Source organism: Oryzibacillus soli (assembly GCF_051594765.1).
Taxonomy (GTDB): domain Bacteria; phylum Bacillota; class Bacilli; order Paenibacillales; family NBRC-103111; genus Paenibacillus_AR.
In genome coordinates this window covers 118,896-138,692 of record NZ_JBPPGJ010000017.1, presented here as the reverse complement: position 1 = coordinate 138,692, position 19,797 = coordinate 118,896, and the positions used below count along the sequence as shown (strand labels likewise).

Sequence of the window (19,797 nt, the reverse complement as noted above, 5' to 3'; positions counted from 1 at the left end):
CCTCGGTGCGATCTTCGCCGGTAGGGAGAGCAGCTTCGCCCGGATCGCGGCCAGCATGTCTGTCATGACATCCTTTACGTCCTCTGCCCGGTGGAGCTCTCCACGCATAACGGCCACCTGCAACTCCGCCTTCTCGCGCTTGGCCCGTTCGTGCTTGGCCCTCTCGGAGAAGTAGTCCACATCGTCGTCATGGCTGCGGTTCTGGACGTGCTTGATATACCGATGGACGCTCTCCAGGAGCTTGTACTTCCCTTTTTCCGCCCGGATCAGGACACCCTCTTCAGCCAGCTGCTGGACCCGGCGGGCGGACAGATCCAGCAGCTCCGCCAGGTCCTTCGTCGTGATGAGCTTTTCGCCGTTCGTTTTCCCCTCGTTTCGCATGCCGCTCCTCCTCCTTCCGCCGGCTCCGGAAATAAAAGACCACCGAAAGTGGCGGTCCGCTTGATTTTCGATATGGGCTGAATGCTTATGCATAACCATTCACGATCTTGCATGATGAAACGCAAAAACCAATAAAAATTTGTCGCTACACAGATTTCGGGGTCGCGAGCACCCGCATGCGGTCGGGACGCTGGAAGGACCCGTAATATCCACAGGTCTGTGCATAACCATCTGTGAATATGTGGATCAACTCATTCGACCGGTACTACGCCTTCCACATATCGCAGATTAATAATAACCTTGACCTTACCATCCTCGTTAATATCAATAGGCTTTGACCAATCCAAGGATTGATACATGTTAAGGAGTTTCTCAGCAGCAGGCCCATGTATACTAAATGTCTTGCCACTAACCATATGAACCACCAATGCCTTCATACCAATTCCTCCCGCCTTTGTTCAGCCCCTATTCTTCTTCCACCGCTGATACATCTCCCATTGCTGATGAATATCCATATCGCTAAAGCCTTGGTCTCTCCCCTTCATGAGTCTGACCCATTGGAGGAAATTCCGGGGCTGCTCCTTCACGCACTCCAACCTGATGCACGTCTGCTTCGTACCGGTCCACGTCCCGAATGGGCACCCGCGGCACAAGAGAGGCTGCCGCTCCCGATCCCGGTCACGCTGGATCCGCTGGTCTAGATTCACGGCCTCCACCTCCTTAGAACGCAAAAAAGACGCGGTCTGCACCCGGAAGTGCTCTCGCGTCTTATGGCCTTGCCAGTCTTGCTTGTCTTTTCATGGACCTAATTACGATCTCAGCGATATCTCGGTGTAATTGGATCAATTCCTCTTCACTCGTTTCCTTCTCCGGGAGAATGAACCCGATCTTACTCCCGTGTTTACCGTCCACCCAGAATGCAACTTGCTTCTCGATGTCATCGAACATTTGTTCACACCACTTTCGTGGTTATTATAGCACGTTTGTTCGCACAAATGCAAATAGTGTGCATTCAGAGACTGCCAAATATAATTGCATCAAAATATGCATCACAACCGCCTTATTGTGTGCTTGATTACATTTTACATTCGAAATGTGATTGCGCACAGTCTTCTCGCTGATGAAGAGCTGCTGCGCGATATCCTTCGTCGTCTTGTCTTGAACGAGTAGTTCGAACACTTCGCGCTCACGATGGGTCAGGATGAATTTGCTCTTGTGGTCGCTGTCCTTCAAAATGTGTCACCCCTCCTTGCTTGGGTTATTGTCGGATACAAGGGATAGGGATACAGTCAAATTCATCATATGAAGGAGCCCTTCAATTGGTGCGGTGGGCGAAAAAGTTGGGCAGCCTCTGGCAGGCTACCGTGCAAGCTGGTTGTTCCTATCATTCATATCATACTTCTATAATCCACAAGGAGGTGAAAATCATCATGGCTAAAATCGTCGACGCCCGTACCTCCCAGAACGCCAGCTTTGCCGGCTCCATTGCGGTTCCGATTACGGTCATCAACACGCCCCAGCTGGTGGGTCAGATCGGACTCAACACCATGCCCGGCATGAAGAACCCCCGTGTCCAGATGATCGCTTCCGTGTCGCTTACTCTTCCCCTAGCCTTGGCCGGCATAACCATTACCATCGTACGCGGAACCCTTCCGACCGACCCGTTAGTGTTCAGCGCCACCCAAACCTTCGACTTGAGCGTACTCGCTCCCCAGGTCGTCACGGTCGCCGCTTCCGACTACCTTCCGCCGGATGCTCCCCAACTGGTCTACACCATGTTCGTAGCATCGAATATCCTGGGCACCATCCGGGTAGGTCCGGAGAGCTTGAATGGTACCCTTCTCTCGGACTAACATCCAGCTCCAACAGCCTGCAAAGCAGAAAAGCCCGATGCCTTAGCGGCGTCGGGCTCTCCTGCTCATTCGATCAGGGGTTGACGCTCCTCGGCGTCAAATTGCTGATGGACCAGTCCGGGATGTTCCGGGACACGGATTCGGACAGCTCCTGCATCAAATCGGTGACAGGCCGGCCTTCATGGAGATCCCTGCCGATGGTCTCGAACCGACCGATATCATCTGCCCGATCCGTTACATAGACTTGACGGACGGTAGGGTCCATAGCCTGGATACGCTTGGAGACCGTATCCCGCAGCTGCTGGGACAAGCCCGGATTCGCCATACTCTTGGCGACCATCCCGTCGCGGAGGGTCACCGCGGCATACGCTTGGTCTCCATGGAGCAGCACATAGGCCGAGCGAACTCCCTCGATGCTCATCAGCCCTTCCTCCATCCGCTGGTTCTCCACGGGATTGCGGAACTGAACCATATTCGACTTGAGCTGGGGTTCATAGTCTCTATACAGCTTGTACTTCCCGTAATTGTTGTCATCATTCAGATTCTGGACGTTGATCCCGAAGGGGGCGGCGGGCGGCGCTTCATTGGTGCTGCTCGTCCCGCACGAAGCGAGGAGGAGAACCGACGCGGTCCAGAGGCCTGCCAGCCCTCCCCGCATTAACCGGATGTCCATGCTGAGTTCCATCTCCGTTCCTATGGTCTCTTTCCTCCATAGGATTTTCCTTGGCAGCAGCCTTTATTCGAGGGGCCCGATCCTTACCACCTGCAGCTCCCGATCCAGCCCCTTCATCGCAGCGGTGAAGTCCTCCCGAGACAGGCCCAAGCCCTCGAGACGCTCCCGGTGGGTACGGAGCCGGGAAGCCAGCTTTTCCTCCATCAGAATATCCCCGCCCCGACTGAAGGATTGGATCCGTGATGCCATATTGACCGTCTGGCCAAAATAGTCCAGCTGCCCATTGGAATTGACCACGATGGCCGGACCTTCGTGCAGGCCCAGCTTCACGGATACCCGGTCCTTCTCGGGCAGATGAGCATTATAAGCAGGGAGATGAAGCTGGATGTCCAACGCCGCCTCCAGAGCCTGCCCCGCCGTCTCGAACACCGCCATCACCGCATCCCCGATGGTCTTCACCAGTGCGCCTTCATGCCGCCGGATCCATCCCGACATATAATCGAAGTGGTTCCGGACCTGTCCATAGGCATGGGCATCCCCGGTCTGGGCATAGAAGGACGTGGAATTTTTCAGGTCGCTGAACAGGACGGCAATGCTCCGGATCCCCACCTGCTGGCCGGGAGCCAGCACCTCCGAGGAGAAGAGGCTCCGAAATTCAGGCATGGCGGTCACCTTGGCGGCCGTCAGAAACCGGTCCTCCCAGTCCGCAAGCTCCAGCACAACCGTCACAGGCCGGCCGGAATCGTTCAGGATGCGGAGACTGCCGGACGGGGCCGACCGGCTCCTACCCATGTTCTTCGGAACGTTGTCCTCCTTTGCCGCTCCGGCAAGGGTCCCGCTCCCGTCAGCCGCCTGCTCCACGCTCCACGCCGATCTGCTGTTCAGTACATAACGGCGTCCCGAACCATCTCCCTCTACGCGGAGACGGTGATTATGCCGGAGCACCCGAAGCTGAACAGGCACCGGCGAGATCGGTATAGGCAGCACGCGCTCTTCACCGTCCGTCAGATTCGCCTGCACCAGAATGTGGGGACTTAACCCGGGACCGCCGACACAGTAGGTGCGGCGGCGGACTTTTCGGATCCGGGGGTGCACCGAGAAGACCAGCTCCACATACCGGTCCAGCTCCAGCTCATAGGGGATGCCGCAGAAGTCGCAATGCTGGACGGGCTCCAGCTCCCGAAGCGTCGGTACGCTGCCGCCGCTGCGGCAGGTGGGACACAGGAGCTGCCAATTCAGATCCAGGAGCCCCGCCTGCGTCGCATAGAGAAACAAGCGCACCGCATCCTGCCGGGAACAGCCTGTTCTTCTGCTCCATTCATACGGGCGGAGCTCCGCGGCGTCATCCTCCCCCGATTCGGTCAGCGTTGACTTCAGAAGGGGAATCAACTCCTTACGTACGGGCCGGGCCTCCAATTCCAAGAGCATCCGGTCCAGCTCCCGGTTCGGCTTGAGCGTCTTCAGGGCAGGGAGAACGTGCCCTTTTCCTTCGGACGCATGGCGGATATAGGCGCGCAGGTAGTCCAGTGTCCGCAGCATAGCGGACTTCCCCGTCAACGCAGCCGCCGCCAGACCCAGCGGAGAGGAGGGCGTGAAGATACCGTACAGCCGTACCCGTGTCGCGGTGGACCCGACCATCCGGCCCGGAACGTCCTCCAGCTCGATCCCTCCCCGGAAGCGGGCGAAGGGCCCGCTGTCATAGACGCGAAGGACCTCATACGAACGGAAACGGACCCATTCGAAGGGATATTCCTTCCACTTCACGGAAAGTCCGTATTTGCGGCCCTCCAGCTTCCGTACCGGTTGGACCGATTCCGGATCCGGTGCGGATGGGGTCAGCTCGAACAACCCGATAAACCGGTTCAAGTGATCCGTATCCGCCAGAAGCTCCCATACGGTCCTGCGGTCCAGAGAAAAGACCTCATCGAATTCATATTTGCGTTCGGACCAAGCCACTGGCGGCACCTCCGTCGATATTTTTCGACATTTTTCTCAAAACTCATTATAACGGAAATGCCGCCGTTATGGCTCATTTTTCGTGCAAAAATCTCCAGCCGCGCTCACAGTTGTCGTAAGCCCATTTCCGGTGGCCTTCATTCGCATAGCCCCGGTAAGCGCATTCGATCAAGAGAATCAGATCCAGGTAGAAATCGTACAGCTTGCGCCGCACCCGCTTCGCCTCCGTGAGCTCCCCCTCGCCGTAGCCCCGCCGGAAAGCAGGGGAAACCGCCAATCGGCCCCAATAATATTCCATCAGCGGATCTCCCCATAATGCCCGCTCGAAATCGATGAATCCCACGATCCGTCCATCGCGGACAAAGACGTTGCCGTCCCACAGATCCCAGTGAACCAACCGGGGCTCGGTCACCTCCGCAAGAACGTCCATCCGTCTGTCGGCCTCCCGCTCCGCCCCCTCATAGGAGAAGGGAAGCGGAACCCCGCGGTCCTTCCCGTCCTCCAGCACATCCTGCACCATCCGGCGGAAGACCTGACTCCACCCTTCCCTGCTCCCCTCCTGGAAGAACCCGCCGAAGCGCTCTCCTTGTATGTCATTGATCTTCCGGTTGTGGAAGCCCAGCTCACGCTCTACGGCCTCCCGTTCCTCCGGGCTCATGGCCGCTTTCAATTATTTATACGGAACTCCGTCCAGCCATTCCATGAAAAAGTAGTCGCTGCCGATCAGTCGTCTCTCTGTATCGTACCAGAGGACTTTCGGAACAGGCACGACACCGGAAGCCAGCCGCATGGCCTCCACCTCCGTCCGCATCAGCTCGGCTTCATATCTCATCAGGATCGTTCCCGGAGGCGGGCCCACCTTCAGCGCGGTTTGCTTCCCGCTGCCTAACCGGATCCGGTAAGCCGTATTGGCCCATCCGTCCATTAGCTCCTCCCATTCCTGCAGTTCCTCTCCGAAGACTCTTCCGGCCAACAGGCGCAGCTCTTCCACGTTAAGCCTTGTTTTGATGGCATTCTCCATCCAGAACCCCTCCAACCCTCGTCATGATTTCATTGTAACCTCCTATGCTCCTTCGGACAGTGCGAATCCTCTCCAATAATCCGCGGATCCGATTCATCCGGACTTGACACCCGGACCTAAGGAAAGGTAAAGTAATGGCATGTAATTAGCACCTGGTACTAATACTTGATACCATAAACAATCTCGAGGAGGCGTCTATATGGTTCACGCGAGAATAGCGGGCATCGGCAGCTATGTCCCGGAGAAGATCTTGGCAAACGCGGACTTGGAGCAAATGGTGGATACGAACGATGAATGGATCGTACAGCGGACCGGTATCCGAGAGCGCAGAATCGCCGCGGAGCATGAATTTACCAGCGATCTCTGCGTCCGTGCCGCACTGGACCTGATGGAGCGTTACCGGATCCGCTTGGATGACGTGGATCACATTATCGCCTGTACGAATACGCCCGACTACCCGTTCCCATCTGCGGCAAGCCAGATCGGGAGCAAGCTAGGCATACCCGCTGCGGGTGCGGTCGACGTCAATGCCACCTGCGCGGGGTTTGTCCATGGCATTCAGCTTGCAAGTGCCTTGATCTCCTCGGGAATGTACCGCAAGATTCTCGTGTTCGGTTCGGATACCATGTCGAAGATTACGGACTATACGGATCGCTCGACCTGCATCCTGTTCGGGGATGGAGCCGGGGTGATCCTGCTGGAGGCAGGCGGAGAGCAGGAGCTGCTGCTTGCCCACAGCTCCCATAGTGACGGGACCGGAGGCATCCACGTCTATCGCTCCGGCCTCTCCGGCAGCATGGACGGCAAGGAGCTCCAAGGAAACGGCTGCATCGTCCAGAATGGGCGGGAGGTCTACCGCTGGGCCGTGACCGAGGTGCCGAAGGCCATGGCCCGCCTCGCGGCAGCAGCCGGGCTGAATCTGGCGGAGATAGACCGGTTCGTGCCCCACAGCGCCAATCTGCGGATCATCGAATCCATCTGCGAGAAGAGCGGATTCCCGCTGGAGCGGACCCTGTACAGTCTAGTCCGGTACGGCAATACCTCTGCGGCCAGCATCCCCCTCTCCTTGGACCTGGCGGTCAAAGAAAACCGCCTGACCGAAGGCCAGACGGTGCTCTTATACGGCTTCGGAGCGGGGCTGGTGCAAGCCGGCGCCCTGCTGCGCTGGAGCTTACCGGAGGCCAGGTCCGAAGCTTAATGTCCCTTAGCCCTTGCGGTTCTTCCTCCAATATACGCCGGTACGGTCGATGTTGATGATGGGATCGTGGATCCCCCGCTCCCTTCGGAATTCGTGGACGGCCTCGGCACAGCGGGGCAGCACATAATCGTCGATGATGATGAAGCCGCCGTCCGACACCTTATCGTACAAGTTCCGGAGCACATCCATAGTGGACCCGTACATGTCCCCGTCGAACCGGAGTACCGAGATCGGTCCGATGGGGGCGGACGGCAGCGTCTCGCTGAACCAGCCCTTCAGGAACACCACCCGGTCGTCCAGCAGGCCGTAACGGCGGAAGTTCTCCTGCACCTCCTCCAGGGATACCCGGAGATAGTCGTACAGATAGTGAACATCCCCCGCATCGGCGGGGTACTGGCCCGGATCCGGCGGCGGCAGTCCTTCGAAGGAGTCCGCCACCCACACCTTGCGGGAAGCGTCGCCATAGGCCTGAAGCACGCCCTTCATAAAGATGCATGCTCCTCCCCGCCAGACCCCCGTCTCGATCAGATCCCCCCGTACCTTCTCCCGGAGAACCGTCTTGACGGCTTGCTCCAACTGGTCCATCCGGATCCGGCCGATCATGCTGTGGGCTAACGGCGGCCAATCCTCCCCCAGCAGTCGTGCCTCCCGGTTGGGACGGAACGCCTTAAGAGCCGCCACATCATGAACATTCCGGAACGGAATGTCACGGTACTGCTCCTTCTCCCACCAGATCTCATACAGAACGGTTTTCTTCAATAATTCGATGTACAGCTCTGCAGCATTCTGAGCCACGGCTTGAACCTCCTTCCTGCACACTTTCATCGTATGCGGGACAGGACGCCCGGCACATCGGAGATCCGTCCATTTCCGCCAAAAAAAGGCTCGTCCGGATAGCCGGACGAGCCTTCGGTATCTTCTTGTCTATTGCTGAAGAGGCTTGACCACCAAGAGACGGAATTCCGCACCCCGGTTGGCCTCCAGCCGATGATTCGCCCCTTGCGGACACAAGAGAAGATCCCCTGCCTCCACCTCGTGAGGCTCTCCGTTCAGATAGATGGTCCCCTGCCCCTCCAAGACCTGGAAGACCACTTCCGGCGCGGTGGTACAGCCGCAATCCTTCACTTTACCTTCCTCCAGATACAGCATGAAGATTTTACTCATTTCGGATTGGTGGAGCAAGGTCATCATAGCCGATTCCTTGCCGATCAAGTTCCCCATTTTCGCCAACAGCATGCTGTCGTCCTCCCCATATCTATAATAGTTGGTTGCGTTTGACTTGCTTCACGGTTCGTTATGCCTTTATCCTACCCCTCAAGGCAGATCTCTTTTGTGATCAATTTCACACTCGATTGTGATTGTACGCACATAGGATCCCCCCTTTTCCAGGTACACTACAGATAATCATTCTCAATGGCATGACATCACACCTAATCCCATACAAAGAGGAGATGTTCCTTATGACAGCCAAAACCGTCGAACTCGATGTCCGCCCCCAGCTGCGAAGCAAGCTGGAGCCCTTCGAGCTGATTATGGGTACCATAAAAACACTGAAGAAGGAAGAGGTCTTCGTCCTCCACGCCACTCTGAAGCCGACGCCTCTCTTGGGCATTATGAAGCTGAAGGGCTACAGAAATCGGGTGCAGAAGCTGGCGGACGACCATTATATCACCACCTTCATTCACAAGAGCCAGAAGCATCTGCTCGATGAATTGGCCCTGCCCGAGGAAGAACCGGAGCAGGCTAAGCCGGAGAAGGCCGAAGATCAGGCTGGGGGCCACCGCCTGATCGACCTCGACAACCGGGGCTTGGAAGCGCCCCAGCCCATGATGCGCACCCTGGCCCAGCTGGATAAGATGGGCCCGAGCGAGGTGCTGTGCATCACCAACGACCGGGTGCCGGTTTTCCTCATCGAGGAGCTGAAGCAGCGTGGCTACATCTATGACATTGAGCATCTGGGCGTCGACGAACAAGCCCGCATCACCATTCGCAGAGGTTAACCAACTAATCCACACACGGGAGGTGGCCGCCATGACGGGCATCCGAAGCCGCTGCAGGCGCGGCAGCACCGAGCCGAATCCGAACAAAACCTCGTTCCGGCTCCCTTTTACCTTTATGTTCACCGGCATGTTCCTCTTGATCGTATTCCAGTTCGCCGTCTTAGCCGCGGGATCGGACATTGCGTCTGGCGCCACCCGGACCCCCGCCGGCTGGAGCGTCTCCCACCTTCTGGTGCTGGGCTGGGCCACCATGGTGGCCATGGGCGCCGTCTACCAGCTGCTCCATGTGGTGCTGAACCAGAAGGTGTTCAGCGAGACGCTGGGGTATATCCATTACGGCTTGTTCACCGGCGGCTTGGCCGGCATCACCTACGGCTTCCTGAAGCTGAATGTGACGGTGCTGGCCGTCTCTGCCACCGCACTCCTAGCAGGAATCCTGGTCTTCGTCTTGAATATGGCCGTGACTCTGTACCGCGCCAGGATGTGGAACCCGATTACGCTGCATGTGTCCAGCTCCTTGGTCTATCTGGCCTTCACCGCCGTATCCGGGCTCTTGATGGGACTCGACTTCCGGTTCGGCTTCCTCTCCGCCATGCATGAGCGGCTCCTGGCCGCCCATATCTGGAGCGGACTCGTCGGCTGGTTCGCCCTCCTGATCGTCGGCTTCTCCTATAAGATGCTGCCGATGTTCTATCTGGCCCACAACTTCCCGACACGCCTGCAGCATGTTACCTTGGTCCTGTTTAATGCGGGCATGCTGGGGATCATCGGGGTCACCCTGGCCGGAGGCTCCGGCATGGCCGCAGGCCTGGCGCTCCTCCCTCTGGTTGCAGCCGTAGCCGTCTACATTGTTCATGCCAAGCAGATCATCCGGGCGAAGCACAAGGCTAAGCCGGGGGACGGCATCCGCTTCTCCGTCTGGGCTCTCCGGGGCTGGGGCGTGCTGTTCGCCGCCGGCGCCGCCCTGCTCTTGGCCGTGCCTGGGGCATGGGGAGACTCCCGGTACCATACGGTTTTTGCCTACCTGTACTTCATGGGCTTCGTGGCTCTAACCATTCTCGGATATCTGTCCAAGATCGCTCCGTTCCTGTGGTGGACTCACCGCTATGGGCATCTGGTCGGGAAGATGAATGTCCCTTCTCTCGCAGATATGATCTCGGAGAAAGGGGTGCGGTACGGCCTATCCGCCGTCACCGCCGGGATCCTGGCCGTCGCGTTCGGGCTGGCCGCCGGCTCCTCCGGTATCCTCCTCGCCGCGCAGCTGTTCCTGTCCGTTGCCATGCTGGTCTATATCGGCCTGATCCTGAACGTCTTCCGTCAATAAAGCGGGCGTAACCCGCATCTTGAAGCAGTCCACATCATTAAGGAGGAATCCGTCATGAACCAAGAAGAACTGCGCCAAATCCTGAAGAGCGTCATCGATCCCGAGCTAGGGATCAACATTGTGGATCTGGGGTTGGTGTACGACGTATCCGAAGCGAACGGCCGTGTGTACGTTCAGATGACCCTGACCACCCAAGGCTGTCCGCTGCATGACACCATGGTCGGAGGAGTCAAGGCGGCCCTGCTCGCCCAGCCTTCCGTCCGGGAGGTCGAGGTGGATCTGGTCTGGAGTCCGGCCTGGACGCCGGAGCATATGTCGGAGGAAGCCAAGCGGCGGTTAGGCTTCGGCCACTAACCTTCATTTCCCGGGAGGCGGGGTAGGAATTATGCTTCAGATCCGTTACAATAATCGGTAAGGAATCTGTTAAGCAAAGGAGCTATAACCGCCCATGTCCTCCATGACCACCTTTTTGAAGAAAATTCCGCTCTTCATCGAGCTGGATGAAGCGGAATTGGAACGGCTGGCCGGCATCTCCATCTCCCGGAGCTACCGGAAGAACGCCAACGTGTTTATGGAGGGTGACCCGAAGCAGGCCGTTTTCTTCATCCATAAGGGAATCATCAAGATCTACAAGATCGACTCCGAAGGGAACGAGCAGATCGTCACCTTCCTGAAGGAAGGCGAGATGTTCCCCCACACCGGCTTCTTCGACTCGACGCCCTATCCGGCCACATCCACGGTAGTGGAGGCGGCGGAGCTGTTCGTCATTCCGATCCAGGCCTTCGAGCAGCTGATGCTCGACATGCCTACCATCGCCATCAAGGTCATGCGGGTCATGAGCGAGAAGATCCGCGAGTTCCAAGGCAAGCTTCAGGCCTTCGTCACCCAGGATGTGAACCGCCGGATCGTCTCCTTCCTGGTCCGGATGGCCGACAACCAAGGGGTTAGGACCGACGGGGAGATCAAGATAAACATCCCGATGACTCACCAGGAGTTCGCCAATATGGTGGGCACGACCCGGGAGACCGTCAACCGGGTTATGAACAACCTGAAGAAGGAAGGCATCATCGAGATGAACCGGCAAGGCATCGTCATCTACAATGAGAAGCGCCTGCGGGAGCTGATGTAGGCAAGCGATGGGGCCGCGCGGCTTCTGGAAGCCGTAAACGCCGAGACATCGCCTCTCACTCCAAACCAAAACGCCTTTCCCGACCGGGAAAGGCGTTTTTTGCTGCTGCGGATTATTCGTCCGCTTCGTCCTCGAGGATCACGTTCAGCACCGTCGTCTCGCCCGCACGGATCACGATCCGGCGAACCTGCGTTTCCTTGCCCTCCAGAGCGAACCGGACCCGGTAGGCGCCTGGGGCCAGCCCAACCACGCCATATCGGCCCTGCGGGTCGGTAATAACCTGGCGTACCAGCACCATGGCCGGGGTCAGCACTTGAACATTGACCCGGAACAAGGGTCTGCGGCGCTCATCCCGTACCGTACCGGCCAGATTGCCGGGATTCGGATGCAGCTGGAATACGATCGGCGGCGCCACCTGCCCCGTCCCAAGCCGGACGACGGTCGTTGCCGACCCGAAGCCAGGGGCCGAGACAGTCACCGTATACACGCCGGGTGCCAGCCCCGGCAGCGTGAACCCTCCGGTGGCGTCGGTGACCGCGGTGGCGATCAGCACCAGATTCTCATCGAGAATCTGGACCAGAGCACCCGTAATCGGGTTGGGCACCCCGTCTGCCTGGAGCTGCAGGATTTGTCCGGGCACCGACGAAGGCAGCGGTGCCGGGGTAATGGAGACATTCTGTGTTTCCCCCCGCGACAAGGTCAGGAAGACCGTTTCCGATTGGCGATCCTCCGCGTTCACGACCAGCGTATATTCTCCGGGAAGGATACCCTCAATCAAGAACAGGCCCTCCGATCCGGTGCGAACCTCCTGGATCACGACCCCCCGGTCGTCCGTCAGCCGGATGGATGCCCCCTCCAGCGGCTCTCCATCCTCTGGATCCGTAACGGTTCCGCTAACCGTTGACGGCAATGGCGACAGGACGTAATTCCGGACAACCTCCTGATTGGCCTCCAATACGGCCGCATTGGTCTCCGCGGCATACCCCGGCTGCGTCACCACAAACACATAGTTGTTCGGAACCAATCCCGTTAGGAGATAGTTCCCCTCCGGATCCGTCTGGGTGGTAGCCAGCGAAGGCCCGAAGGTATTGCCGATATATACGTCGATCGTTGCGCCGGTGATCGGCCGCCCCGTGATCTCGTCCGTTACAGTCCCCCGGACAGAGGCGGGCTGCGGGCTCAAGGCGAAGCTCGCATTGGTCAATCCTCCCGGGGTGACGTCGAAGCCCACCATCTGGCTGATGAAGGCAGTCGCACCTGCACGGGCCGTATAGCTGCCAGGTGCCAATCCGTTCACCTGATAGAAGCCGCTGCTGTCCGTCAGGCCTGTGGTGATCTTCGTGTTGAAGGCATCGAAGATCTCGACGAAGGCAGAAGCGATGGGCTCGCCGGTGGCCAGATTCGTTACGAAGCCGCTCACTACGCCGGGGTTCGGCGTCAGAGACAGATTGTTGGTCGTGACCTGATCCGCAACGATCAGGGAGCCGGTCCCGATCGATCCAAAATCCGGGGCAGAGACGCTCAAGGTGATGGGACCCGCGGGAAGACGGGAGATCCTGTAGAACCCGTTCTCATCCGAGACTCCCTGGTCGATGAATTGTTCATTAGGATCCCGCACCGTAATGATCGCCCCCGCAATCGGAGCTCCGGTTGCCGACGAGGTGACGGTGCCGTTAAGCGTCCCGGGCGAAGCCGATAGCGATAGATCCGCCCGTGCTATGGTCTCCGCCGCCACCTGTACGGTGACCGACGCATTGACGAACCCGGGGCTCGACGCTACCACCTGATATTGCCCCGGAAGCAGGTTCGGGAAGCTGAAGCTGCCGTCCGGATTGGTCAGAATGGTCTGCAGGGTGATGCCATGCTCCTCCAGAAGCTGGAGCTGGACGGTGCCGCCGGTCAACACCTCCCCATTGGGACCGGTGATGAGACCGGTGATGGACCCTACAAGCGGGTTCAGGACAAAGTTGGCGGCCGTCGACACATTGCTGGCCACGGCAGCTCCCAGAGTTTCAGTCGCATACCCCTCGGCGCTGGCCACCACGGTGTAGGAGCCTGGCGCCAGACCGGAAACCACATAGTTGCCGAACAACGTCGTCGTCACGGTCGCGATGATAATGCCCTGCAGATCCGTGGACCGGATGACCACGGTTGCTCCGGGAATCGGCAGCCCGTTGGTGCTGTCGGTGATGTTGCCGGTAATGGCGCCTGGATTCGGAATTAATTGGAAATTAATCCCAATCAACGTTTCTCCCGGCAGAGTGGAGACGCCGCTGATCGTGTTCTCATAATTCGGCGCGGTTACGACGAGGATCAGATGCCCCGGCGGCAGATTGCCCGTTTCGTAGAACCCGTTAAGATCGGTCGTTCCGATGCCGACCAGCACCTCGTTCTCATCCAGAAATCGGATGGTGGCATTGGTAATCGGCGCTCCCGTTTGTTCATTCGTCACCGTTCCCGACACCGTGGAAGGCTGCGGCAGCAGGGTGACGGCGACGGACGAGTTCTCATTGGAACGGACGCTCACTCCAACATGGGCCGTGATGAAATTAGGCGCTGTAGCCGTAATCACGTAGCTGCCCTCGGCAATATCGTCGAAGCGGAACTGTCCTTGCGGGTCGGCAATACGGGCGGCGATGAATTGGTTATTGACATCGAACAGCTGGATCAGCGTCCCGTTGGGAGCAGGCTCCACCGTACCTGTAATCGAGCCCGGATTCGGCTGCAGATTCAAGACCACGGGGGTGGTCAGACCGGATTGCACCACTGCGCCGATCAGGTTGTGCTGATATCCGTCCTGAATGGCGCTCACGGTATACTGCCCGGGCCGCAGCCCCTCCACCGTGAAGCTGCCTTGGGAATCGGTCAGTGCCAAGCCCACCAGCACGCTGTTCAGGTCCGTCACCTTCACCGTGGCGCCGGCTAGGCCTGCCTGGGTGACAGCATCCAGGACGCTCCCTGTGATCGCCCCGGGGTTCGGCTGAAGCGCCAGGTTCACGGTTTGGGTCACGTTCGGCTCCACCACCAGGCTGGCGGCTTCCGTCTGGAAGTTGATCGCGCTGGCGACGACACCGTAGCTGCCGGGAGGCAGGTCCGTCACGAGATAGATCCCGTTGGGGTCGGTGAAGGTGGTCTGGAGAACGGCTCCGTTGACGCTGACGATCCGGATTTCGATGTTGGCGGAGATGATGGGCGTACCCGTCAATGCGTTGATGACAACCCCGGTTACGGCACCGGGCGAAGGCTGCAGGACAAAGTTGATAGTCGTCGTGGCCTCCGCTGCCACTATGGCGCCGGAGCTGCCGATCTGGAAGCCCGGCTCCTCCGCCGTTACGATATAGCTGCCGGGAGCCAGATTCGAGAAGATGTACACTCCGGAAGCATCCGTAATCGTCCGGCCGGCGGCGGGGCCGACCGCCGTGTTTTCCCGTACCGTTACCGCAGCCCCCGCCAGCGGAGCCCCATCCGGTCCCAGTACCGTACCCGTCAGAATCCCCGGGCTGGGCTCGAGGGAGAAATTCACGGTCGTCGTCTCGAAAGGAAAGACCGCCGCACCCAGCAGCTCCCGGATGAAGCCCGCCGCCTCCGCCCGAATCACATAATTGCCCGGAGCCAATCCGGGGATGGAGTAGCTGCCGTTCTGATCCGTATTGACCGTAGCGATGATGATGTTGTTCAGGAACAAGCGGATGGTGACGTCGGATAGAGGCGTGCCGTTCTCGTCGGTCACGGAGCCGGCAATTTCCCCTGCCAGCTTCACCAAGCCGGCGTTAATGACGGTATCGGCGCCGGAGCGGACGATGGCGCCGATGCTCTGGGTGGCGTAGCCATCATTCGCGAAGTTTACAGTATAGACTCCAGGCGGAATCGTAGACACCTGATAGAAGCCGTTGGCATCCGTCAGTACAGCAGCCAGAGTAATCCCCGATTGGTCGACGATCCGAATGGCGGCTCCTGCCAAGGGAAGCCCGGTTTCCGCATCGACCGCCGTGCCGGAGATGGTACCCGGATTCGGCGTCAGTTCGGCGTTCACGAGCTTGGTTTCTCCAGGCCCGACGGTGAAGCCGATGATTTCCGTAGAGAAGTTCGGTGCGCTGACTCTCAACCGGTAAGTACCGGGAGCCAGGTTATCCAGGGCGTAATTGCCGTTGGCATCCGCCTCAACGGCGGCCACCAGCTGGTTGGCCTGGTTCAGCACCTCGATGAGAGCGCCCGGCACCGGTGCCCCTCCCGAGGTAATCCGGCCGGCCACCCCTGCCGGATTGGCGGTCAACGCGAAATTCACCGTCAACGTCTGTCCGGGAATCAGACTGATCCCCTGCAGGGAGCTCTGGTACCCGTTCACTTCGGCTAAGAGGGTATAATTTCCGGGTACAATGTTCGGGATCGTATATTGCCCTGCCGCATTGGTCACGGCTTCCTGCAGCACGACTCCGAAGGGAGAGCGCAGTCTGATGGTGGCGCCGGGCAGCGGTACGCCGGATGCGTCCGTTACCGTGCCGGTTACGGCTGCAGGCAAGGGCTGGAGCAGAACATTAGCGGTGACGGTCTGACCGGCAGGAATAGTGACGGGCACCGTTGTTGTCGTAAAGTCCGGCAGGCTCACCACCAGATTATAGGTGCCGGGGGCCAAGTTCGTGAAGCCGTAGCCGCCCCCCGCCGTCGTGACCGTACTGCCGACCACGGCCCCGCCCGCCGTCTGCAGGACGACCGTCGCACCGGCAAGCGGAAGCCCGGTGGCGCCGCTCAGCACGGAGCCGGTTACCGCCCCCGCGCTTTGCACGGCTGCGGAGAAGGTGGAGGAAGCCGCCGGAATTTGCTGGCCGGTGAAGATATCCACGCCCGTAGCCGTAGCCGTGTTTACGGTCCGCTGCCCTGCCGTAGTGAACTGGCCGACGGCCGTGAAGTTCAAGGTTGCCGTGGCCCCGGCAGCCAGATTCCCGATGTTCCAGGTAATCGTCTTCGTCAGCGGGTTAAAGTTGGCCAACCCGGTGGATACGCCTGTCACATTGACGGCATTCAATTGATCCAAGCCGAATACGTCCGAGACCAGAACCGTTGTCGCTTGTGCCTTGCCCGTATTGGTGACGGCGATGGTCCCGCTGTAGGACAGCGTCTGGCCGGTTAACGCCGAGGTGGGACCGGTAACCGTCTTCTGAACCGCCAGCTCTGCCCGCACATCGGCGGCTTCCGTCGTAGTCGGGTCCCCGAAGGCGCTGACGAAGCTGAAGCCCTGATTCTGCAGCGAGTCCTTGTTGAAATTGTTCGCATTGGCCGACGAGAAGAAGAGGGGACGGAATACCGTGGTTTCCGTGATGCCCAGGAAGGAGAACAAGGTAGCAGCCGGAATGAAGAAGTCCAGGAAGTAGTCGGGATTACCGCCGAAGTTGGACCCGTCCGTGGTTTGGCTGGCGCGTGCGATGTCGAAGTTGACGATGGGCCGGCTGAAGTTGGGCGTCCCTTTGCCGTCCGTCCCTTCGGCCGGATCGTTCCAGGTGTTGAACTGCTTGCTCGTATTCTGAATCAAGTCCATTGTGGTATTCAGACCATTGACCGCCAAGAGCCACTCGTAGGTTCCGGGAATCCCGTCCGTGTCGAAGATCAGGCCCCAGGCAAAATTCTGGAACCCCGTCTTGAACCGGGGGTCTGCATTCAAGCGAAGGCGGAAGTAAACGTTCGTGCCGTCATAGGCGTAGTAAGCGGCGGGAAACTGGGCATTGCCTACGATATCCGTGCTGGTCGGGCTCTCGTCCCCCGGCGGATCGAACAGCGGGGAGCCGTTCAAGAGGATCGGTTGGAACTGAGCATCGCTTGGGAAAGCCATAGATTCTATCCTCCTTCTAAATTAGGCGCGCCTATCATGATGGACGGGTGCGGATGATCATATGCCATCGTTACAAGAGCATAGTATGAGCGGGCGTTCCCGGGAGTCAGGGACAATCAACCAATCTGGAAGGAGGCTATCGACTAAAGTGAACGCACTTGTCCTCGAATGGCTGAATCTTGGGGCTTGTCCGCCCCTCAGCAAAAAAAGGCGCCGTCTAGATCTGGTGACGGCTGTACAAGCCTTGCCGGATCCATAGCTTCCCCGGCTTCCCCTTCCGGACATTCGGGATCCGAATGCCGGACATCATCTGCGCCAGCGCCTGTTGGCATCTGACCAAAGTCCGCATATGCCTCTCCATCTCCGCTGAAGCTGAAGCGGCCGGACGGCCTTGGGAGGCCGCCGCCGAGTGCTCCAGCATGGCCGTCAGCGCCTTCTGGCTTCTGACGAGAGACTCCAGAAGCTCCAGCTTCAGCTCTGTCTCCCGGTCCTTCGGATTCATGCATCTTCCCCGCTTCCACCGAAGAAGTCGAAGCCCCCTGCCGATACGCCTCCATCCTGTTGTCCGAGGAGCGTGTTCAAGTTTTTGTAGAGTCCCAGCTCCATGCGGGTGATGCCTTCAATAACCTCCACGACGCTGTCATGCAGCTCCATGGACTGCTTGCACAGATCCTCCCCGGTGCCATACCGGGACTCGTGCAGATGTCCGCAGATCCAAGCACGCGCCTTTTCCGTCTCATAGGCCTTGGCCTCCAGAATATCGGCGATCTGCCTCTGCATGCGTGCCGTCGAGCCCAGGATGTCGAGCCATGCCTCCGACCGTTCCGCCTCTGTCACTTGAGTCACCTCTCTTCCTCATTCATCCCCGTTCGCGTTCAGTTCCCGGACGACGATCCCGAGATTATCCGAGAGCGCCTCCTCCAGAGACGCCAGGGCATTCAAGTACGATACCAGATTCTTATTCACGGCCAGCGACTGCTCCGCCGTCTCCTTCAAATCGGCTTCCGTCGTGACCGGCGCCTCGTTCGGAATGCTGTTGGTCAACCGCGCGGCATGAACGACCATGTCCCGCTTCGCCTCGAGGATCCGGGCCAGCTCCCGCTGGGATTTCGCCATATGATGGACAATTTGCGTGATGTGATGTTCCAAGGCTCTCCTCACCTCTCTTCAAGGGTCTTCTATTACCTTATGCCGGATGCCGGCAAAGTGCGAATCCCCAATTTCTCACCCCGCTGCGGTTGGGCGGATGGCATTCCGTCCATACGGCCTCCCCGAGAAGGCCATATGATAGGGGGAGAGACTCTACCATTCCAGGAGCGTGATGAAATGAAGCTGCTGTTTACCTTTTATATCCCCAGCGGGGGGGTGGAAACCTTGAACCGGGAGCGCTGCCGGATTCTGATGGAGCGTGGGATTGACTGCCACCTGCTGTATCATTGGCCGGGCGACGGCGTACAGAATATATCGGGCATCCCGACCCACGTGACGGATGATGACGCCGCCATCGGACACCTGCTCCGCACCGAACGCTTCGATGCCATCATCGTCAACTCCAACTATCTGATGCTGGAACGGATCCGAAGATTGGGCTACGGCGGAACGGTCATCTTCGAAGCCCAGGGACTGGGCACCTTCGAGCGGGCGGCAGCCACACTCTTGGAGGGGCTTCCGTATATTCACTCCTGCAGCCAAGCCGTGCTGTACCCGGATACCGGGCACATGATCGGCCTGTTCCAGTCCATCTACCCGGGCTTCCGTCAGTTCTGCTTCCCCAACTGCATGGACACCGTACGGTTTTCATACCGTCCCGCTCCGGCGCTCCCTTATCCCGTCATCGGCTGGGTCGGACGCATCGAGACCAACAAGAACTGGCGGGGCTTCCTGGAGCTTGGCGCCGCTTGGCTGCAGCAGGTGCCCCAGGCGCGGCTGTGGATGTTTGACGATGCGAACATCATCGAGGAAGGACAGGGTCCGCATTTTTACAGCGCCATCCAGACCCTTGGCTTGTCCCATGCCTTGGTGCGCCGCTCCAACGTTCCCCACTCGGAGATGCCGACCTTCTATTCCCAGATCGGAGATTCCGGCGGGTTCCTCGTCTCCACCTCCTTGACCGAAGGCTTCGGCTATGCCATCCTGGAGGCCATGAGCTGCCGCTGCCCTGTCCTGTCCACCGATTCTGACGGTCCGCGAAGCTTCATCACCCATAATGTGACCGGGAAGTTCTACCCCGTCACCGACCCGAATGCAGGGATGCTCCAAGGGATGGAGCTGCTGAATGACGCCGCACTGCGAGAGAGGCTCCGGGACGCCGGAATGGCACATGTACGCAGCCGCTATTCCCCCGGTGCCTACGCCGACCGGTTCATTGCCATGCTCCATGAGCTGGGCGTGTATTAGCCCCTTACTGCAGCAAAAAAAAGAGTCTCCCCTCGCCGGGA

At 59.0% G+C, this 19,797-nt stretch carries 19 protein-coding genes and 1 pseudogene; 7 read left to right on the top strand and 13 right to left on the bottom strand.

Annotated elements, in window-relative coordinates; all coding sequences use genetic code 11:
• The 4 genes from ACSEXW_RS21615 to ACSEXW_RS21600 form a co-directional block, all read right to left on the bottom strand.
• The coding region (locus ACSEXW_RS21615) for a hypothetical protein (RefSeq protein WP_438448252.1) at positions 1–381 on the bottom strand (381 nt) is incomplete at its 3' end.
• Between the two features lie 251 nt (positions 382–632).
• The gene (locus ACSEXW_RS21610) at positions 633–818 is read right to left on the bottom strand and encodes a hypothetical protein (protein WP_438448251.1); all 186 of its coding nucleotides are present in this window, start codon (positions 816–818) and stop codon (positions 633–635) included.
• 21 nt (positions 819–839) lie between these two features.
• Positions 840–1,088 carry a hypothetical protein gene (locus ACSEXW_RS21605; protein ID WP_438448250.1) on the bottom strand — a complete coding sequence of 83 codons (249 nt, stop codon included), beginning with the start codon at positions 1,086–1,088 and terminating at the stop codon, positions 840–842.
• A 265-nt stretch (positions 1,089–1,353) separates the two neighbouring features.
• Positions 1,354–1,614, bottom strand: a complete 261-nt coding sequence (locus ACSEXW_RS21600; protein WP_438448249.1) for a helix-turn-helix domain-containing protein — start codon at positions 1,612–1,614, stop codon at positions 1,354–1,356.
• A gap of 197 nt (positions 1,615–1,811) precedes the next feature.
• On the opposite strand from ACSEXW_RS21600, the gene ACSEXW_RS21595 reads away from it, so the two are divergent.
• Positions 1,812–2,234, top strand: coding sequence for a hypothetical protein (locus tag ACSEXW_RS21595; protein WP_438448248.1), 423 nt, complete (start codon positions 1,812–1,814; stop codon positions 2,232–2,234).
• Between the two features lie 73 nt (positions 2,235–2,307).
• Here the strand turns inward: ACSEXW_RS21595 and ACSEXW_RS21590 are convergent, their stop codons facing one another.
• The 3 genes and pseudogenes from ACSEXW_RS21590 to ACSEXW_RS21580 form a co-directional block, all read right to left on the bottom strand.
• Complete coding sequence (locus tag ACSEXW_RS21590) at positions 2,308–2,907, bottom strand: YhcN/YlaJ family sporulation lipoprotein (protein ID WP_438448247.1); 600 nt, start codon at positions 2,905–2,907, stop codon at positions 2,308–2,310.
• Positions 2,908–2,970: 63 nt separating this feature from the next.
• Entirely contained in the window at positions 2,971–4,863 is a 1,893-nt protein-coding gene (locus tag ACSEXW_RS21585; protein ID WP_438448246.1) for an adenylate/guanylate cyclase domain-containing protein, read from the bottom strand.
• Positions 4,864–4,936: 73 nt separating this feature from the next.
• Positions 4,937–5,788 (bottom strand): annotated as a pseudogene (locus ACSEXW_RS21580) (phosphotransferase family protein).
• A gap of 295 nt (positions 5,789–6,083) precedes the next feature.
• Between ACSEXW_RS21580 and ACSEXW_RS21575 the strand changes: the two are divergent.
• The gene (locus ACSEXW_RS21575) at positions 6,084–7,082 is read left to right on the top strand and encodes a ketoacyl-ACP synthase III (RefSeq protein WP_438448245.1); all 999 of its coding nucleotides are present in this window, start codon (positions 6,084–6,086) and stop codon (positions 7,080–7,082) included.
• Between the two features lie 6 nt (positions 7,083–7,088).
• Here the strand turns inward: ACSEXW_RS21575 and ACSEXW_RS21570 are convergent, their stop codons facing one another.
• Both ACSEXW_RS21570 and ACSEXW_RS21565 read right to left on the bottom strand, forming a co-directional pair.
• Positions 7,089–7,907 carry a TylF/MycF family methyltransferase gene (locus ACSEXW_RS21570; RefSeq protein WP_438448244.1) on the bottom strand — a complete coding sequence of 273 codons (819 nt, stop codon included), beginning with the start codon at positions 7,905–7,907 and terminating at the stop codon, positions 7,089–7,091.
• 99 nt (positions 7,908–8,006) lie between these two features.
• A complete protein-coding gene (locus tag ACSEXW_RS21565; RefSeq protein ID WP_438448243.1) occupies positions 8,007–8,318 on the bottom strand; it encodes a cupin domain-containing protein in 312 nt (103 codons plus the stop codon).
• A 224-nt stretch (positions 8,319–8,542) separates the two neighbouring features.
• On the opposite strand from ACSEXW_RS21565, the gene ACSEXW_RS21560 reads away from it, so the two are divergent.
• From ACSEXW_RS21560 to ACSEXW_RS21545, 4 genes are all read left to right on the top strand, one after another.
• Positions 8,543–9,082: a DUF2249 domain-containing protein gene (locus ACSEXW_RS21560; protein ID WP_438448242.1), complete on the top strand. Its 540-nt coding sequence runs from the start codon at positions 8,543–8,545 to the stop codon at positions 9,080–9,082.
• Between the two features lie 31 nt (positions 9,083–9,113).
• A complete protein-coding gene (locus ACSEXW_RS21555) occupies positions 9,114–10,406 on the top strand; it encodes a hypothetical protein (protein ID WP_438448241.1) in 1,293 nt (430 codons plus the stop codon).
• A gap of 54 nt (positions 10,407–10,460) precedes the next feature.
• Positions 10,461–10,760 (top strand): metal-sulfur cluster assembly factor, encoded by a 300-nt coding sequence (locus ACSEXW_RS21550; RefSeq protein WP_438448240.1) that lies wholly within the window; start codon positions 10,461–10,463, stop codon positions 10,758–10,760.
• Between the two features lie 94 nt (positions 10,761–10,854).
• Positions 10,855–11,535 carry a Crp/Fnr family transcriptional regulator gene (locus ACSEXW_RS21545; protein ID WP_438448239.1) on the top strand — a complete coding sequence of 227 codons (681 nt, stop codon included), beginning with the start codon at positions 10,855–10,857 and terminating at the stop codon, positions 11,533–11,535.
• A gap of 112 nt (positions 11,536–11,647) precedes the next feature.
• Here the strand turns inward: ACSEXW_RS21545 and ACSEXW_RS21540 are convergent, their stop codons facing one another.
• The 4 genes from ACSEXW_RS21540 to ACSEXW_RS21525 all read right to left on the bottom strand — a co-directional run bounded on the left by ACSEXW_RS21540 (position 11,648) and on the right by ACSEXW_RS21525 (position 18,508).
• Positions 11,648–17,359, bottom strand: coding sequence for a carboxypeptidase regulatory-like domain-containing protein (locus ACSEXW_RS21540; protein ID WP_438448238.1), 5,712 nt, complete (start codon positions 17,357–17,359; stop codon positions 11,648–11,650).
• 217 nt (positions 17,360–17,576) lie between these two features.
• Positions 17,577–17,861, bottom strand: coding sequence for a hypothetical protein (locus ACSEXW_RS21535; protein ID WP_438448237.1), 285 nt, complete (start codon positions 17,859–17,861; stop codon positions 17,577–17,579).
• On the bottom strand, positions 17,858–18,205 hold the full coding sequence (locus ACSEXW_RS21530; RefSeq protein WP_438448236.1) for an alpha-helical endospore appendage domain-containing protein: 348 nt from the start codon (positions 18,203–18,205) through the stop codon (positions 17,858–17,860). The genes ACSEXW_RS21535 and ACSEXW_RS21530 overlap by 4 nt, the downstream gene beginning before the upstream one ends.
• 9 nt (positions 18,206–18,214) lie before the next feature.
• A complete protein-coding gene (locus tag ACSEXW_RS21525) occupies positions 18,215–18,508 on the bottom strand; it encodes a nucleoside-diphosphate sugar epimerase (RefSeq protein ID WP_438448235.1) in 294 nt (97 codons plus the stop codon).
• A 177-nt stretch (positions 18,509–18,685) separates the two neighbouring features.
• Between ACSEXW_RS21525 and ACSEXW_RS21520 the strand changes: the two genes are divergently transcribed.
• Entirely contained in the window at positions 18,686–19,756 is a 1,071-nt protein-coding gene (locus ACSEXW_RS21520; RefSeq protein ID WP_438448234.1) for a glycosyltransferase family 4 protein, read from the top strand.
• Positions 19,757–19,797 lie beyond the last annotated feature (41 nt).

Coding starts and splice junctions, on each gene's coding strand:
- ACSEXW_RS21590 (WP_438448247.1), bottom strand. CDS start 2,907: ATGGACATCCGGTTAATGCGGGGAGGGCTGGCAGGCCTCTGGACCGCG.
- ACSEXW_RS21555 (WP_438448241.1), top strand. CDS start 9,114: ATGACGGGCATCCGAAGCCGCTGCAGGCGCGGCAGCACCGAGCCGAAT.
- ACSEXW_RS21520 (WP_438448234.1), top strand. CDS start 18,686: ATGAAGCTGCTGTTTACCTTTTATATCCCCAGCGGGGGGGTGGAAACC.
- ACSEXW_RS21570 (WP_438448244.1), bottom strand. CDS start 7,907: ATGAAAGTGTGCAGGAAGGAGGTTCAAGCCGTGGCTCAGAATGCTGCA.
- ACSEXW_RS21535 (WP_438448237.1), bottom strand. CDS start 17,861: ATGAATCCGAAGGACCGGGAGACAGAGCTGAAGCTGGAGCTTCTGGAG.
- ACSEXW_RS21565 (WP_438448243.1), bottom strand. CDS start 8,318: ATGCTGTTGGCGAAAATGGGGAACTTGATCGGCAAGGAATCGGCTATG.
- ACSEXW_RS21610 (WP_438448251.1), bottom strand. CDS start 818: ATGAAGGCATTGGTGGTTCATATGGTTAGTGGCAAGACATTTAGTATA.
- ACSEXW_RS21550 (WP_438448240.1), top strand. CDS start 10,461: ATGAACCAAGAAGAACTGCGCCAAATCCTGAAGAGCGTCATCGATCCC.
- ACSEXW_RS21595 (WP_438448248.1), top strand. CDS start 1,812: ATGGCTAAAATCGTCGACGCCCGTACCTCCCAGAACGCCAGCTTTGCC.
- ACSEXW_RS21545 (WP_438448239.1), top strand. CDS start 10,855: ATGTCCTCCATGACCACCTTTTTGAAGAAAATTCCGCTCTTCATCGAG.
- ACSEXW_RS21560 (WP_438448242.1), top strand. CDS start 8,543: ATGACAGCCAAAACCGTCGAACTCGATGTCCGCCCCCAGCTGCGAAGC.
- ACSEXW_RS21540 (WP_438448238.1), bottom strand. CDS start 17,359: ATGGCTTTCCCAAGCGATGCTCAGTTCCAACCGATCCTCTTGAACGGC.
- ACSEXW_RS21575 (WP_438448245.1), top strand. CDS start 6,084: ATGGTTCACGCGAGAATAGCGGGCATCGGCAGCTATGTCCCGGAGAAG.